This window comes from Ruegeria sp. Alg231-54 (assembly GCF_900143525.1).
GTDB lineage: Bacteria > Pseudomonadota > Alphaproteobacteria > Rhodobacterales > Rhodobacteraceae > Ruegeria.
In genome coordinates this window covers 108116-121415 of sequence record NZ_FREZ01000002.1, presented here as the reverse complement: position 1 = coordinate 121415, position 13300 = coordinate 108116, and the positions used below count along the sequence as shown (strand labels likewise).

At 57.1% G+C, this 13300-nt stretch carries 13 protein-coding genes and 1 tRNA gene; 9 read left to right on the top strand and 5 right to left on the bottom strand.

Annotation, left to right across the window (positions count from 1 at the left end; translation table 11 throughout):
- Positions 1-6: 6 nt before the first annotated feature.
- Entirely contained in the window at positions 7-993 is a 987-nt protein-coding gene (locus DHN12_RS05125) for a D-glycerate dehydrogenase (protein WP_108859488.1), read from the bottom strand.
- Between the two features lie 198 nt (positions 994-1191).
- Here DHN12_RS05125 and DHN12_RS05120 point away from each other — a divergent pair, with 198 nt between their 5' ends.
- Positions 1192-1653 (top strand): SH3 domain-containing protein, encoded by a 462-nt coding sequence (locus tag DHN12_RS05120; protein WP_234416571.1) that lies wholly within the window; start codon positions 1192-1194, stop codon positions 1651-1653.
- A 1-nt stretch (position 1654) separates the two neighbouring features.
- On the opposite strand, the gene DHN12_RS05115 is transcribed toward DHN12_RS05120, so the two are convergent.
- Positions 1655-2572, bottom strand: a complete 918-nt coding sequence (locus DHN12_RS05115; RefSeq protein WP_108859486.1) for a haloalkane dehalogenase — start codon at positions 2570-2572, stop codon at positions 1655-1657.
- A gap of 304 nt (positions 2573-2876) precedes the next feature.
- Here DHN12_RS05115 and DHN12_RS05110 point away from each other — a divergent pair.
- Positions 2877-2951, top strand: a tRNA-Gln gene (locus DHN12_RS05110).
- Positions 2952-4058: 1107 nt separating this feature from the next.
- On the opposite strand, the gene DHN12_RS05100 is transcribed toward DHN12_RS05110, so the two are convergent.
- From DHN12_RS05100 to DHN12_RS05095, 3 genes are all read right to left on the bottom strand, one after another.
- Positions 4059-4292, bottom strand: coding sequence for a hypothetical protein (locus DHN12_RS05100; protein WP_108859211.1), 234 nt, complete (start codon positions 4290-4292; stop codon positions 4059-4061).
- Positions 4292-4516 carry a hypothetical protein gene (locus tag DHN12_RS24380; protein WP_159089973.1) on the bottom strand — a complete coding sequence of 75 codons (225 nt, stop codon included), beginning with the start codon at positions 4514-4516 and terminating at the stop codon, positions 4292-4294. Before DHN12_RS24380 ends, DHN12_RS05100 begins: the two co-directional genes overlap by 1 nt.
- Before the next feature lie 267 nt (positions 4517-4783).
- Positions 4784-5311: a DUF2796 domain-containing protein gene (locus DHN12_RS05095; RefSeq protein WP_108859210.1), complete on the bottom strand. Its 528-nt coding sequence runs from the start codon at positions 5309-5311 to the stop codon at positions 4784-4786.
- A gap of 231 nt (positions 5312-5542) precedes the next feature.
- On the opposite strand from DHN12_RS05095, the gene DHN12_RS05090 reads away from it, so the two are divergent.
- From DHN12_RS05090 to speA, 7 genes are all read left to right on the top strand, one after another.
- On the top strand, positions 5543-6811 hold the full coding sequence (locus DHN12_RS05090; RefSeq protein ID WP_108859209.1) for an imelysin family protein: 1269 nt from the start codon (positions 5543-5545) through the stop codon (positions 6809-6811).
- Between the two features lie 141 nt (positions 6812-6952).
- Positions 6953-7246 carry a bacterioferritin-associated ferredoxin gene (locus tag DHN12_RS05085; RefSeq protein ID WP_108859208.1) on the top strand — a complete coding sequence of 98 codons (294 nt, stop codon included), beginning with the start codon at positions 6953-6955 and terminating at the stop codon, positions 7244-7246.
- Positions 7194-7679 carry a bacterioferritin gene (gene bfr / locus DHN12_RS05080; RefSeq protein WP_108859207.1) on the top strand — a complete coding sequence of 162 codons (486 nt, stop codon included), beginning with the start codon at positions 7194-7196 and terminating at the stop codon, positions 7677-7679. Before DHN12_RS05085 ends, bfr begins: the two co-directional genes overlap by 53 nt.
- Complete coding sequence (locus DHN12_RS05075; RefSeq protein WP_199913472.1) at positions 7639-9186, top strand: di-heme oxidoredictase family protein; 1548 nt, start codon at positions 7639-7641, stop codon at positions 9184-9186. The genes bfr and DHN12_RS05075 overlap by 41 nt, the downstream gene beginning before the upstream one ends.
- Before the next feature lie 3 nt (positions 9187-9189).
- Positions 9190-10200 carry an imelysin family protein gene (locus DHN12_RS05070; protein ID WP_108859206.1) on the top strand — a complete coding sequence of 337 codons (1011 nt, stop codon included), beginning with the start codon at positions 9190-9192 and terminating at the stop codon, positions 10198-10200.
- A 3-nt stretch (positions 10201-10203) separates the two neighbouring features.
- Positions 10204-11289: a DUF1513 domain-containing protein gene (locus DHN12_RS05065; RefSeq protein WP_108859205.1), complete on the top strand. Its 1086-nt coding sequence runs from the start codon at positions 10204-10206 to the stop codon at positions 11287-11289.
- A gap of 101 nt (positions 11290-11390) precedes the next feature.
- Complete coding sequence (gene speA / locus DHN12_RS05060; RefSeq protein ID WP_108859204.1) at positions 11391-13280, top strand: biosynthetic arginine decarboxylase; 1890 nt, start codon at positions 11391-11393, stop codon at positions 13278-13280.
- Positions 13281-13300 lie beyond the last annotated feature (20 nt).

Here is a 13300-nt window from a genome sequence, read left to right as displayed (position 1 = left end):
ACCTGATCAAAGCATTGCGGGGACCACCTGATCCGGCGGGCGGTGACCGTCTTCGAAAGTCTTGATATTTATAATAACTTTCTCGCCCATTTCGATCCGGCCCTCTAACGTGGCCGACCCCATGTGGGGCAGCAGAACAACGTTTGGTAACTGTCGCAATCTTGGGTTCACATCCGTCCCATGCTCATAGACATCCAGGCCCGCGCCGGCGATTTCGCCTGAGCGTATCCGGCGTGTCAGAGCGTTTTCGTCGATCACCTCACCCCTTGAGGTATTCACGATAACGGCTGTCGGCTTCATCAATTTCAGCCGTCGTGCATTCATCAAATGGAAGGTAGACGGTGTCGACGGGCAATGGACCGAAATCACATCCATTCGCGCCACCATCTGATCGAGGCTTTCCCAATAGGTCGCCTCCATCTCTTGCTCGGTTTCGGGGCGAAGTCTGCGGCGGTTATGGTAGTGCACCTGCATCCCAAAAGCGCTGGCACGGCGCGCCACGGCCTGGCCGATACGTCCCATGCCCAAAATGCCCAAACGTCGCCCGCCGATACGCCCGCCCAACAAGGCATTTGGCGCCCACCCGGTCCAATCGCCCTTTTGCATAACAGACAGACCCTCGGGAATTCGGCGGGTCACAGCGAGAATCAGCGCCATGGTCATATCAGCGGTATCGTCGGTCAGAACCCCCGGGGTGTTCGACACCAGAATGCCCCTCTGACGCGCGGTCGAGACATCGATATTGTCGACCCCTGCCCCGTAATTCGCGATCAAGCGCAGGTTTTCACCCGCTTGCCCCAAAAGGCCACCGTCGATCGTATCGGTCACGGTTGGCACCAGAACATCGGCGGTTTTCACGGCCTTCACCAGCTCTTCGCGGGTCATCGGGCTGTCATCGTCGCGCAACTGCACATCGAACAATTCGCTTAACCGGGTTTCAACCGCCTCGGGCAACCGTCGCGTAACGACAACACTCAGACGTTCTCTTGACACCTCTGCACTCCCACTGCTTTGCAAACCTTCGCGCGCCATGTCATCGTGGCGCAGGATAAGGCGGGGCACAAGAACCCCATAGGCATTGAGTCGACCTTTTTTCGAAGCAAGATCAACAGGCACAAGAGCAGACAGTAAGTGAGTGGTTTTCTACCCGTAAAACGCCTTGTTTCGGCGGCATTCGCTGTTTTCCTAACCGTGCTTGGCACCCTGCCCGCCAGCGCGCAGGACAAGCGTGGCCAAGTTACCAACCTGCCCCTTCCACGGTTTGTCTCGATGAAAGCCGCCGAGGGCAATGTGCGCCGAGGCCCATCACTAACTCACCGAATCGATTGGGTTTTCAAACGGCGCGGCATGCCACTGCAGATAACGGCAGAATACGGAAACTGGCGCAGGGTTCAGGACCGCGACGGCGCCGGGGGATGGGTGCACTATGCTCTGTTGTCCGGTGTTCGAACGGTGTTAGTCGATGCCGAACTACTGCCCGTGTACACCAGTCCGGACCCAAAGGCCCCGGTCAGCGCCCAATTTGAAACCGGCGTCGTGGCGCGCCTTGGCAGCTGTTCGTTGGATTGGTGTCAGATTTCTGCGGGCGGGTATCGCGGCTGGGCACAGAAAACGAACCTTTGGGGCGTCGACCCAGCCGAAATCCGAGAATAACCTAGTCGGATCGGGGTGTGCGCGCGATGAAATCGCAGGTCAGCTTGACCAGTTCCGGACCAACGTCTTCTTGCAAGAAATGCCCCGCATTCGGCAAGATAACATGAGGCTGCCCTGCGGCCCCCGGGCACAGTTTCTGGAACACCACATCAATCCCCGCCATGACCAGATCATCGGCCCCGAAAGCAGTGAGGACAGGTGTCTGAAGCCCTCGGATCACCTCCCAAGCCTGCCGGTTCGGACCCGAGGACGGATCATCAGGCGTCGCTGGCACTAGCATGGGAAACTGCCGCGCCCCGGCCTTGTAACTTTCATCTGGAAAAGGCGCATCATAGGCCGCGATAACGTCTTCGGACAGGGGCGATACAGTTCCGCCTTTCAGGATTCCCCCAGCCGGAAAAACCGGGACCTCCTGGCTGAACCTGCGCCAGTTCTCAAACGCAGCGCCCATTGGCTGATCGCCGGTCGGCAGTGCTGTATTGGCAATGACGATACGCGCGAACCTGTCGGGCATCTCTGCCCATAACCGCAGCCCGATCAGCCCGCCCCAGTCCTGGCAAACCAGAGTGATGTTGCGCAGGTTTACCTTGCGCAGCCACTCACCCATCCAAGCCACGTGCCGCTCATAAGTGTAGTCGCTTCGTTCGGTTGGCTTGTCGGATCGCCCGAACCCAATCAGGTCTGGTGCAACCGCGCGATGTCCCTGCGCGACGAATCCCACAATCATATGACGGTAAAGGTAGGACCAGCTTGGCTCGCCATGCATCATCAGTACCGGATCGGTCACGGCTGGCCCTTCATCCACATAATGCATCCGCAACTGGCCGCCTTCGGTGTCATCCACCTGCGCGTAATTCGGTGCAAACGGATAATCTGAGAGCCCGTCAAACCGGGTACCTGGCGTACGTAGAAACTTCATTCTCTTCCCTTTCAGAGTTTCCAACCCGAACGCCCTGCCACCAATGCGCGCATCCAGCCCATCGCGAAACATTAGATTTCAAAAACCGCACCGCAAGTTCAGGCTCTATGGGCGACCCATTCCGCGTACACTCAGCAGCCCTGGCAAACGACCAGATACAGCAGGATTGAACACCTTTCCCAAGAAAACAAGCCACCCTCAGATCTTCGATTAGCGCCTTCAGATTTTTTTCAATCCGCACTCATTTTTTTGCCTGAAAGGTCTTGAACCCACCGATCAACAATCGTAGACAGCGCCTCATCGTTGGGGTGTAGCCAAGTGGTAAGGCAACTGTTTTTGGTACAGTGTACCGTAGGTTCGAATCCTACCACCCCAGCCATGATTTTCCCTTAAATCATATGCTGAATAATTGTCCGCATTTTGTGGCGTGTTTTCAGCCGCTTGGATTTTGGCGCTTTGAGCTGAGACCCGAACGTGAGCGCAACAATGGTCAATTTCCGGCCGCAGTCTCAGTTCGCGATTCCGACGGTACGAGTTTGGTAGCTCTGGAAGTGTCTGTAGATCCAGCCAAAGGTATTCTGAATCTGCACAATCGTGGCACCAGACTTACGGGACAGCAGTTTCTGTAACTGTTGCTGACGCGTCAGGTTATTCCGGGTTGGTTTGAGGAGTGATTTTTTGAATTCTGAATCGGCTGAATTTGCTATTGCGGTCTCCACTCTGTGAACACAGGGCCTTCCCGTGCTTCGTACTGAGTAGAGCCCGGCTACGCCGGGTGATTCTTGTTCGTTGTTAGTACTGCTTCCCAACGAACCCAAGGCCAGTGAGCTTTTAAGTATGAAGATGGCTTGCGGAAAGCAAGTCAAACAGTTTCGTTACAACCCCGATCAAAAAGCAGCTAACTGAAACGCCACTTTACAGAATTTAGCTTTTCAACTGTCCGTTAAGGATCAGAAATCACAGGTTGACCAGTAACCGCAAAATCGCGGCCTCTGACACAGGTCTTCCAACTAGCCTAAATCGTGAAAGATGTGGGAGCCCGACAACAATCCAGCCATCCGGCGACCGAAACCGACGAAGTTTGATGTTTCCCCAACCTGCGAGCGTTTCACAATCCGGCGAAGCCTTTAAAAGAGCTGCGGCCACCTTCGTTGCTTCTGTCGAACACGTCAGCACCAAGTGCACCTTTTTGCGGGCCAATGGTTCTCGCCAAAATTCCAACCCGGCATCCAGAGAACGTCGCTTCTGACCGGTGCTGAGATCACCCCATGCGCCGCTCCGAAACGGAGCGACGACACCGGTGATTACTTCATGTGGTGCAACACCAATCAAAGCGCAGAGCTTCAGGAACTGATCTGTGAGCGGCGATTTCGTTGTTTCGCGCTCAACTTCATACGAGTTTCCGCGCTCATCTGACACCACACGCATCTCTGCCCTTTCTAGAACCCTGCTAGGGTTGAGCGACAAAAAGGCTACCTGCCCTGATTTAAGGGGCGACCATGGGCAATAAAGCGGTTTTGAAGCCCTCGGTCAGGCCCAGGCTAGCTCCGAGCCGTCTCAGTTCCTGATCCCATTCATCTCTTGTACGTCCAGCGTTGGGAGCTTCTGCCGGCTGGGACCTGAGGCTCATCAGGATGCTCGTCGCGATTTTGCGATACATCCGAAGGTAGTGCAGAATTCGCTCGACTTTCATGGCCCGGCGAGCGGTATAGTGTTTCATCAAACTTGCTGCTCATTAAAATGTTGTTTTAAAAAGGTATTTTTGCAAAACCTATGCAAGAAAACACTGATTCCTGCACGCTTATGCTCAATTTGCAAATGAGCAACAAAATAATAGGCATTCAGCGCCTTCAATCCGCCATCTATTCCATGCCTCGGAGGGTGGAAACAAAGTGGGATAGCGGAAATGATCATCTCTGGATCGGCTGGCGCAGATATCGCCACCGAGGTCGCAGATTGGCGACGGGACTATTCCAAACTGTTTTTCGTACAACGACGGCACTGTGGATGCCGCGACTGCAACCTTTTGGCTCGAGAGTTTTGGCTTCACGCAGATACCGCCCTATTCCGGGGTTGCGGCTGAACGGTTGCGCTGAGTATTTCAGGCGCCCCTGCAGCGATGGATTTTTGCTGATCTGGTCCATCTACAAGCCGTTGGTCGACATCGCGAAACGGGCATGGGTCGACGCTTATGGCCCGCGTTATAGAGTTTCACATTGCCAGATCCGGCTGGCTCCTAGTTACCTCATACGTCCGGGTCTCACCGGATCGGGTCACCCGCAAGACCAGCTTCTGGGCATTTTCGAACCGTTCGAAATACGCAAACCGAATGTTAGCCAGCGCTGTAATATCCTGGCACTGAATCAGGTAGTCGGCCAGAAAGTCGCTATGTTGATCTTGATCAGCAGACTCGTTGGTATTGTCCTGCCCCAACCCCTCACCCGTAAGGGTGACATTGGCCGACGCGGTAACGCATCCGGCCTCTTCCGGCAGCACGAACACGCCCAGAGGTTTGGACAGGTCTGAGACCGCAACCGCCACCTGCGCGCGATCGTCATCGGTTTCGGCCCGGCCTTCAAAACCGATGATGTCTGCAGAAGGCACGTTGAGGGACAAAGTAAATGCCTGATCAGAAAAGGTGATATCCACATATCCCGTACCATGTTCATGGGCAGGGCCTTGCACCTGAGATAGAACAATCGCCGGTGTCAGCATCAAAGCAATGGCTGCACATTTCATAAACAAAGCACCATCCAACGAGGAATCACATAGTTCATTCTAATGTGATTAAAACCCCGTGCAATCGCGGCTTCGGTCCATCTACCCCGCTAATTATGGGGAAAGGGTGCGACATTTATTTCTGACAATAAGACTCAGGTTGACTTAACTTACTAATTAACTCAGTTTTTGGCGCATGCGCGTCGCTGAGGCGGCGCTAGTGAGTTTTTTTGACAGGAAAGTGTCACCTCCATGACCAAATTTTTTGCCGCCACCAGCGTATTGACCCTTGGGATCGCAACTGCAGCGTTTGCGGACGCCCCCGCGAAGATCGACGTTCTGACCACCTACGCAAACATCGCCGAAGCCAAATATGAAGACAGCCTGATCGCGGCAAAGTCGCTGCAGGCCGCCGTAAACGCGCTGATCGATGATCCGTCTGACGCCACACTCACCGAAGCACGCGCCGCTTGGGTGGCCGCACGTGTTCCTTACCAGCAGACCGAGGTTTACCGTTTCGGCAACGCGATCGTTGACGAATGGGAAGGCAAGGTAAACGCATGGCCGCTGGACGAAGGGCTGATCGACTATGTGGACGCAGCCTATGGCGGTCCGACTGACGAGAACGAGTTCGCCGCGCTGAATGTCATCGCCAACCCCAGCTTTGAGCTGTCGGGCAAAACCATCGACGCCAGCGAAATCACCCCGGAATTGCTGGGCGAAACCCTGCACGAAGCCGACGGGATCGAGGCAAACGTTGCCACAGGCTACCACGCAATCGAATTCCTGCTGTGGGGCCAGGATCTGAACGGCCATGGCGCGGGCGCAGGCGACCGTCCGTATACCGATTACGTTCAGGGTGACGACTGCACCAACAGCAATTGCGACCGCCGTGCACAATACCTGAGCGCTGCGACTGATCTGCTGGTCAGCGATCTGGAATGGATGGCCGCGCAATGGGCCGAAGGTGGCGAAGCACGCGCCGCCTTGACGGCCGACGAAACCGCTGGCGTCAGCGCCATTCTGACCGGCATGGGTTCGCTGTCATACGGCGAGCAGGCCGGTGAACGTATGCGTCTGGGCCTGATGCTGAACGACCCCGAAGAAGAGCATGATTGCTTCTCGGACAACACCCACAACAGCCACTACTACGATGGTCTGGGCGTTCAGAACGTCTATCTGGGCAGCTACACCCGCATCGACGGCACTCCGGTTTCCGGCGCATCGCTGTCGGATCTGGTTGTTGCCAACGATCCGGCTCTGGATGCCGAGATGAAGGTGAAACTAGCCAACACCATGCAGGCCCTTGGGCGTCTGAAATCGACCGCAGAGGCCGGTTTTGCCTATGACCAGATGCTGAAACGCGGCAACGAAGGCGGCGAAGTGCTGATCATGGGTGGCGTTAACGGTCTGGTCGATCAGACCAAGACGATCGAGCGCATTGTGACTGTATTGGAACTTGACCAAATCGCGTTCGAAGGTTCGGACAGCCTGGACAACCCAGACGCGGTCTTCCAGTAAAACACAAGGTTTGCGCCAAACGGAGGCGGCTGCTTCACGCCGCCTCCAAATCTTGTGAGGTACCTTTGATCTGTTGCCTCTGGACGTTTCCAAATTAACTTACTAATACAGTAAGAAATACAACTCAGAGCCCTGATTGCTATGATCGTATGCCACTGCACAAACATCTCGGATCACGATATCCGCGCAGCCATCGATTGGATGCGCACGTCTGATCCTTACGCGGTCATTACCCCTGGTAAAATCTACCATGCCCTTGGAAAATCAGCAGATTGTGGCGGGTGCATGCCGCTTTTCCTAGACTCGATGCGCTCCAGCGATAAGTTGGAGGTCCCGATGCAGCTTCGCGCACTTCGCAGCGAGGTAACACAGGAGAATGCAGATGAAGGGCGACCCCAAGGTCATAGAGTATCTCAACAAATCTCTGCGGCATGAGCTAACGGCGGTCAGCCAGTATTGGCTGCATTACCGCCTGCAGGAAGATTGGGGCCTTGGCCACATGGCCAAGAAAAGCCGCGAAGAATCTATCGAAGAAATGGAGCACGCGGACAAGCTGATCGAGCGAATCATTTTCCTGGGCGGTCACCCGAATCTGCAACAACTTGACCCGTTGCGCATCGGCCAGACCCCAAAAGAGACGTTGGAATGTGATCTGGCCGCAGAGGTCGACGCCCGGGCCTTGTACAAGGAAGCGCGCGAATACTGTCAGAGCGCTGGCGACTACGTCACTATGTCTCTGTTTGGAGGATTGCTGGCGGATGAGGAAGGGCATATCGATTTCCTCGAAACGCAGCTCGACCTGCACGAAAGGATTGGCGAAGCCAATTATGCGCAACTCAACGCATCGAAAATGGACGAAGGCGAGTAAGCTTGCCCTTCTGCCGGTGGCCGCCCTTGCGGCCACCCAATCCCTGTCGGCAGAGCTGCGGGATCTTCACCTCAACTACCTTCCCAGAACCGAAGACGAACAAGCGAGGATTGCGCGGGTAACCACCGCACCTGACGATTTCAGCGCGTCGCAGCGCTTTGAAGAGTTGCCCGGTGGTGCCGCAACTGTCCGCGTGCGCACCGACGCAGATGCGTTTTCGCAGCCCTCGGGCAACCTGAGTTTCGAGCAGGAGCTGGACTTCAAAGTCGGCAACGGGCTGTTCAAGAAAATCTGGGTGTCATCTCCGTCATCCACACTGGCCTCGGATGGGTTGGGGCCGCTGTACAACGCACGATCCTGCCAACGCTGTCACATCAAAGACGGGCGCGGGCATACGCCCAACGGGTCAGATGACAACGCGATTTCGATGTTCCTGCGCGTGTCCATCCCTGGTACATCCGAAGACGGGTACGCCGAGATCGAAGACTACATCGCCACCCTGCCCGAACCGAATTACGGCGGGCAGATGCAGGATCTGGCCCTTCCCGGCCACCCGGCAGAATACAGGCTGGATATCACCTACGAGGACGTTCCCGTCACGTTGGCTGATGGGGAAACCATTACTTTGCGCCGCCCGACCTACGAGGCTGCGGATCTGGGTTATGGCCCGCTGCACCCCGACGCCATGATAAGCCCGCGCGTAGCCCCGCAGATGATCGGCCTGGGTCTGCTCGAAGCGATCCCGGTTGAAGACTTGTTGGCAAACGCAGACCCCGAAGATGAGGATGGCGACGGGATTTCCGGCCGCCCCAACATCGTATGGGCGATTGAATATGGCGCGCCGATGATGGGCCGGTTTGGCCACAAGGCAGGCATGCCCACGATCATGGAGCAATCCGCAGCGGCCTTTGCCGGGGATATCGGCATCTCCAGCCCGCTCTACCCGGCTCCGCATGGTGACTGCACCACTTCGCAGATCGATTGCGTGAACGCACCGCATGGTGATGGCGACGACCGGACCTTCGAAATCGATCAAACCGGCATGGATCTGGTCGCCTTCTACAGCCGGAATCTGGGTGTTCCGGCCCGGCGGAATATGAACGACGCTGACGTGTTGCGCGGCAAGCAGGTGTTCCACGACACCGGGTGTGCATCGTGCCACACGCCCTCGTTCGTGACGCATCGTGTGGAAGACCGTCCCGAGCATAGCTTTCAGCTGATCTGGCCCTATTCGGACCTGCTGCTGCACGACATGGGCGAAGGTTTGGCCGATAATCGGCCCGAAGCGCGCGCCACGGGTCGTGAATGGCGCACGCCGCCGCTTTGGGGAATCGGCATGACCCAGCAGGTGTCAGGACATACGCAGTTTCTGCATGACGGGCGCGCGCAGTCGTTACTTGAGGCGATCCTGTGGCACGGCGGTGAGGCGCAGGCAGCGCGTGACGCTGTCGTCGAGATGCCAAAACCCGACCGCGATGCCCTTATCCGTTTTCTAGAAAGCCTTTGACCCATGCGCGCCTTCGTACTTGCCCTTTCCCTGACATTGCCGCTTAGCGCCTATGCGCAAGAGCGCGGCCCGATCCTGTCCGACGCCATCGAGGCGCACATCCTACCCGGCTATGCCAGACTGACGGAGGCCACCGACGAATTGGCCGAGGCAGCGCAGACAGATTGCAACCCAACCTCGGTCGCGCTTCGCACTGCATACCACGCGGCGTTTGACGACTGGATTTTGGTTAGTCATCTGCGCTTTGGCCCATCTGAGGCAGAAGACCGCGCGTTTGCATTGGCGTTTTGGCCCGACACCAAGGGCTTTACGCCCAAAGCCCTGTCCGGCCTGATCGCTGCTGAGGATACAGCCATTCAATCCCAGGATGCCTTTGCGGAAACCTCCGTAGCCGGACGCGGTTTTTTCGCGCTGGAACTGATACTCTACGATCCACGGTTCACCGATCTGGGCAGCGCCGAGTATCGCTGCGCGCTGATGCAGGCCATAACCGCAGATATTAACCGCAACGCGATGGCAATTGACGCGGATTGGGTAGGCTACGCGCCGGCATTGGCAAATCCGGGCGAAAACAGCCCATACCGGTCGGAAGACGAAGCCATGCAAGAGCTTTATAAAACCCTGATTACTGGTCTGGAATTCACGGCCGATACCCGCCTTGGCCGCCCGATGGGTACGTTCGACCGCCCCCGCCCAAAACGCGCCGAGGCGCGGCGTTCGGAACGTTCACTGCGCCATGTGCAGCTGTCTCTGACCGCCTTGCGTGACCTTGCCGCGCGCCTGTCGGCAGATCATCCGGACATCGCGGCAGATCTGGACGGCGCATTCGCTGCAGCCATCGACCGTGCGCAGTCACTGGACGATCCGGCATTTGTCGCTGTGGCAACCCCGCAGGGACGGTTCCGCCTTGAGGCGTTACAGCAATCCATCAACGATATCCGCGCCATTGCCTCGACCGAGCTTGGCCCGACGTTGGGCATCAATGCCGGTTTCAACTCGCTGGACGGGGACTGAACCATGACCAACCGTCGACGCTTCCTTGCCGGGCTGGCTGCCGCCAGCCTTGCCCCCATGCGTGGATGGTCTGCTGTCGGTGCACCGGATTATCTGGCCGCTGCACTGTTCCCGGATGGGACTTTTCGGCTGGCCGGGTTGGATACGGGCGGTGACATCCTGTTTTCTCTGCCATTGCCCGCGCGCGGGCACGCGGCGGCGGCGCATCCCTACCACGCGCAGGCGGTGGCCTTTGCACGCCGTCCGGGAACATTTGCAATCATCATCGATTGCACGACCGGCAGCCAGACCGCTGTGTTAGAGGCCCCGAGGGGCCGCCATTTCTATGGGCACGGCGTGTTCTCAACCGATGGAACACGGCTGTTTACCACTGAAAACGATTTTGAGAGCGGTCAGGGCGTGATTGGTGTCTGGAACACGGATGGCTACACACGAATTGGCGAGTTCGCTTCGGGCGGTGTCGGTCCCCATGACATGCGTCTGATGCCAGATGATCGGACATTGGTTGTGGCAAATGGCGGGATCGAGACCCACCCTGAAACCGGAAGAACCAAGCTCAACCTGCCGGTGATGCAACCGCGCCTGTCCTACCTGGACCAAAACGGGGCGGTTCTAGAGCAGGTAGAGCTGCCACAAGCCTTGCACAAGAACTCGATCCGCCACCTGGCCGTGCGATCCGACAGTCTGGTCGGGTTCGCAATGCAATGGCAGGGCGATACATCGCAACACCCACCCCTGCTGGGCCTGCATCGCCGTGGTGAAAACCCTCGACTGCTTAGCGCCCCCGACGCGGACCAAAGCACGCTGCAAGGCTATGCCGGCAGCGTCGCCTTTTCAGGTGACGGCGAAGCGGTCGCTATAACCTGCCCCCGCGGCAATGCTATGCATCGTTTTCGGGTCGCGGACGGACAGCTTGATGGCGTCTTCCTGAACGAGGATGTTTGTGGCCTTGGCACCGCATCAAACGGGTTTGTGTTCACAACCGGGACTGGAGTCATCGGGCATTTGTCCACAAACAAGGCCCAAATATCCAACCGGGCTGATTGCCAATGGGACAACCATTTGATCCCAATTCGCACAGCTGCATGAATTCGGAAAATTCCGCCTCATAGATTACACTTGGAAGAATCATATAGCTGCCGTATTGGCGGGCGCGAAACTGGCACCCTGACTTACAAGGACTGACTTGATTGAAACACACGCCCGACGCACCGCATTCCATCTACGGAGTTGAGAAATGGGGCAAAGGTCTCATTGAGGTGACGGAGCAGGGCGAAATCGGTCTGCGCAATCCCATGGCACCCGAGGCCGAGGCGATCAGCCTTCCCGGCATTCTAAGCGATCTGGACGAACGCGGCATCAAAGCGCCGATGATCCTCCGCGTCAGTTCTTATCTGGAACACGAGATTGTCCACATTAACGAGAGCTTTCGCGATGCGATTGCACGCACCGGCTACAAGGGCAGCTATCGCGGTGTCTTCCCGATCAAGGTGAACCAGCAAGCGCAGGTGGTCGACCGGATTGTCGAGTTCGGAAAGAATTACAATTATGGGCTTGAGGCCGGGTCAAAGCCTGAACTGGTGGTGGCCTTGGCGCATCGTCTGGCCAGCGAGGCGCTGATTGTCTGCAACGGCGTCAAAGATGCCGAGTTCATTCAGTTGGCCATCCTCAGCCGCAAGATCGGGTTCAACACGGTCATTGTTATGGAAAGCCCGAAAGAGGCTGACACAGTAATCCAGGTCTATAACGAACTGGGCATCGAACCCCTGATCGGTGTGCGGGTCAAACTGACCAACCAGATCAGCGGCAAGTGGGAAGAAAGCTCAGGTGATCGATCGGCCTTTGGCATGAACACCGATCAGCTGGTCGCCACGGTGGACAAGCTGAAAGCGGCGGGACTACTGCATTGCCTGACGCTGCAGCACTCACACCTTGGCTCGCAGGTGCAGGACGTCAACGATGTACGCCGCGCGGTGGGCGAAGCCTGCCGCTATTACACTGAACTGACACGCGAAGGCGTGCCGCTAACCCATCTGGATCTCGGCGGCGGCATGGGCGTGGACTACACAGGTGAGAAGAAGGCCGCCGAGAACTCGATCAACTACACGGTCGAGGAATATTGCGCCAATGTCGTGGAAACCGTCGCCTATGCGATGGATGAGGCAGAAGTGAAGCACCCTACGCTGGTCACTGAAAGCGGCCGCGCCGTGGTGGCAACATCGTCGATGCTGGTGTTTAACGTGCTGGAAAGCACTTTGTATGACGCTCCCAACGGACCAAAGGTCGAAGCGGACGATCACCATCTGGTCTCAGATCTTGCGGCGATCAACGGCTATCTCAGCAGCGACCGCCTGCAGGAATGCTGGAACGACGCGAATTTCTACCGCAACGAACTGCGCGCGCTGTTCCGCCGCGGCTATGTGGACCTGCGCCAGATGGCCCGCGCCGAACGGATCTACCTGTCGCTGATGGCCCGTCTCAAGGCGCTGGCCGCAAGCGATGATCTGGACACGGATGTGGATGATCAGCTTGAGAAAGTGGCCGATATCTATCACTGCAACTTCTCGTTGTTCCAGTCGTTACCTGATGTCTGGGCCATTGACCAACTGCACCCTATCGTGCCGTTGCAGGGTCTGAACGAGACGCCAGATCGTCGCGCGGTGCTGTCGGACATCACCTGCGACAGCGACGGCAAGATCGACCGGTTCATACTGGCCGACGGCGTCTCGCCCAGCCTGCCGGTGCATTCCCTGCCTGAGGATCAGGAATACCTCATGGGCGTATTCTTCGTCGGTGCTTATCAGGAAACACTGGGCGATTTGCACAACCTGTTCGGCGACACGAACGTCGTCACCATCGATCTGCGCGCGGACGGCGGCTTTGACCTGCTGCACGAGCAAGAGGGCGACACGATCAGCCAGGTTCTATCGTATGTCGAGTTTGACCCCAATGATTGTATCGCCGCGTTCCGCAAAATGGTGGACGAGGCGATCTCGACCGGTACTCTGATGGCCAAGGACCGTAAAACCCTGATGAGCGCCTATCGCGAATCCATCAACGGCTACACCTATTACGAATAACTCCAGAGAGGAGATAACCC

What these genes read in the sequence shown, in the direction of transcription:
- DHN12_RS05115 (WP_108859486.1), bottom strand. Translation starts at nt 2,572, where the DNA reads ATGAAGTTTCTACGTACGCCAGGTACCCGGTTTGACGGGCTCTCAGAT.
- DHN12_RS05100 (WP_108859211.1), bottom strand. Translation starts at nt 4,292, where the DNA reads ATGAAACACTATACCGCTCGCCGGGCCATGAAAGTCGAGCGAATTCTG.
- DHN12_RS05095 (WP_108859210.1), bottom strand. Translation starts at nt 5,311, where the DNA reads ATGAAATGTGCAGCCATTGCTTTGATGCTGACACCGGCGATTGTTCTA.
- DHN12_RS05090 (WP_108859209.1), top strand. Translation starts at nt 5,543, where the DNA reads ATGACCAAATTTTTTGCCGCCACCAGCGTATTGACCCTTGGGATCGCA.
- DHN12_RS05085 (WP_108859208.1), top strand. Translation starts at nt 6,953, where the DNA reads ATGATCGTATGCCACTGCACAAACATCTCGGATCACGATATCCGCGCA.
- bfr (WP_108859207.1), top strand. Translation starts at nt 7,194, where the DNA reads ATGAAGGGCGACCCCAAGGTCATAGAGTATCTCAACAAATCTCTGCGG.
- DHN12_RS05075 (WP_199913472.1), top strand. Translation starts at nt 7,639, where the DNA reads ATGCGCAACTCAACGCATCGAAAATGGACGAAGGCGAGTAAGCTTGCC.
- DHN12_RS05070 (WP_108859206.1), top strand. Translation starts at nt 9,190, where the DNA reads ATGCGCGCCTTCGTACTTGCCCTTTCCCTGACATTGCCGCTTAGCGCC.
- DHN12_RS05065 (WP_108859205.1), top strand. Translation starts at nt 10,204, where the DNA reads ATGACCAACCGTCGACGCTTCCTTGCCGGGCTGGCTGCCGCCAGCCTT.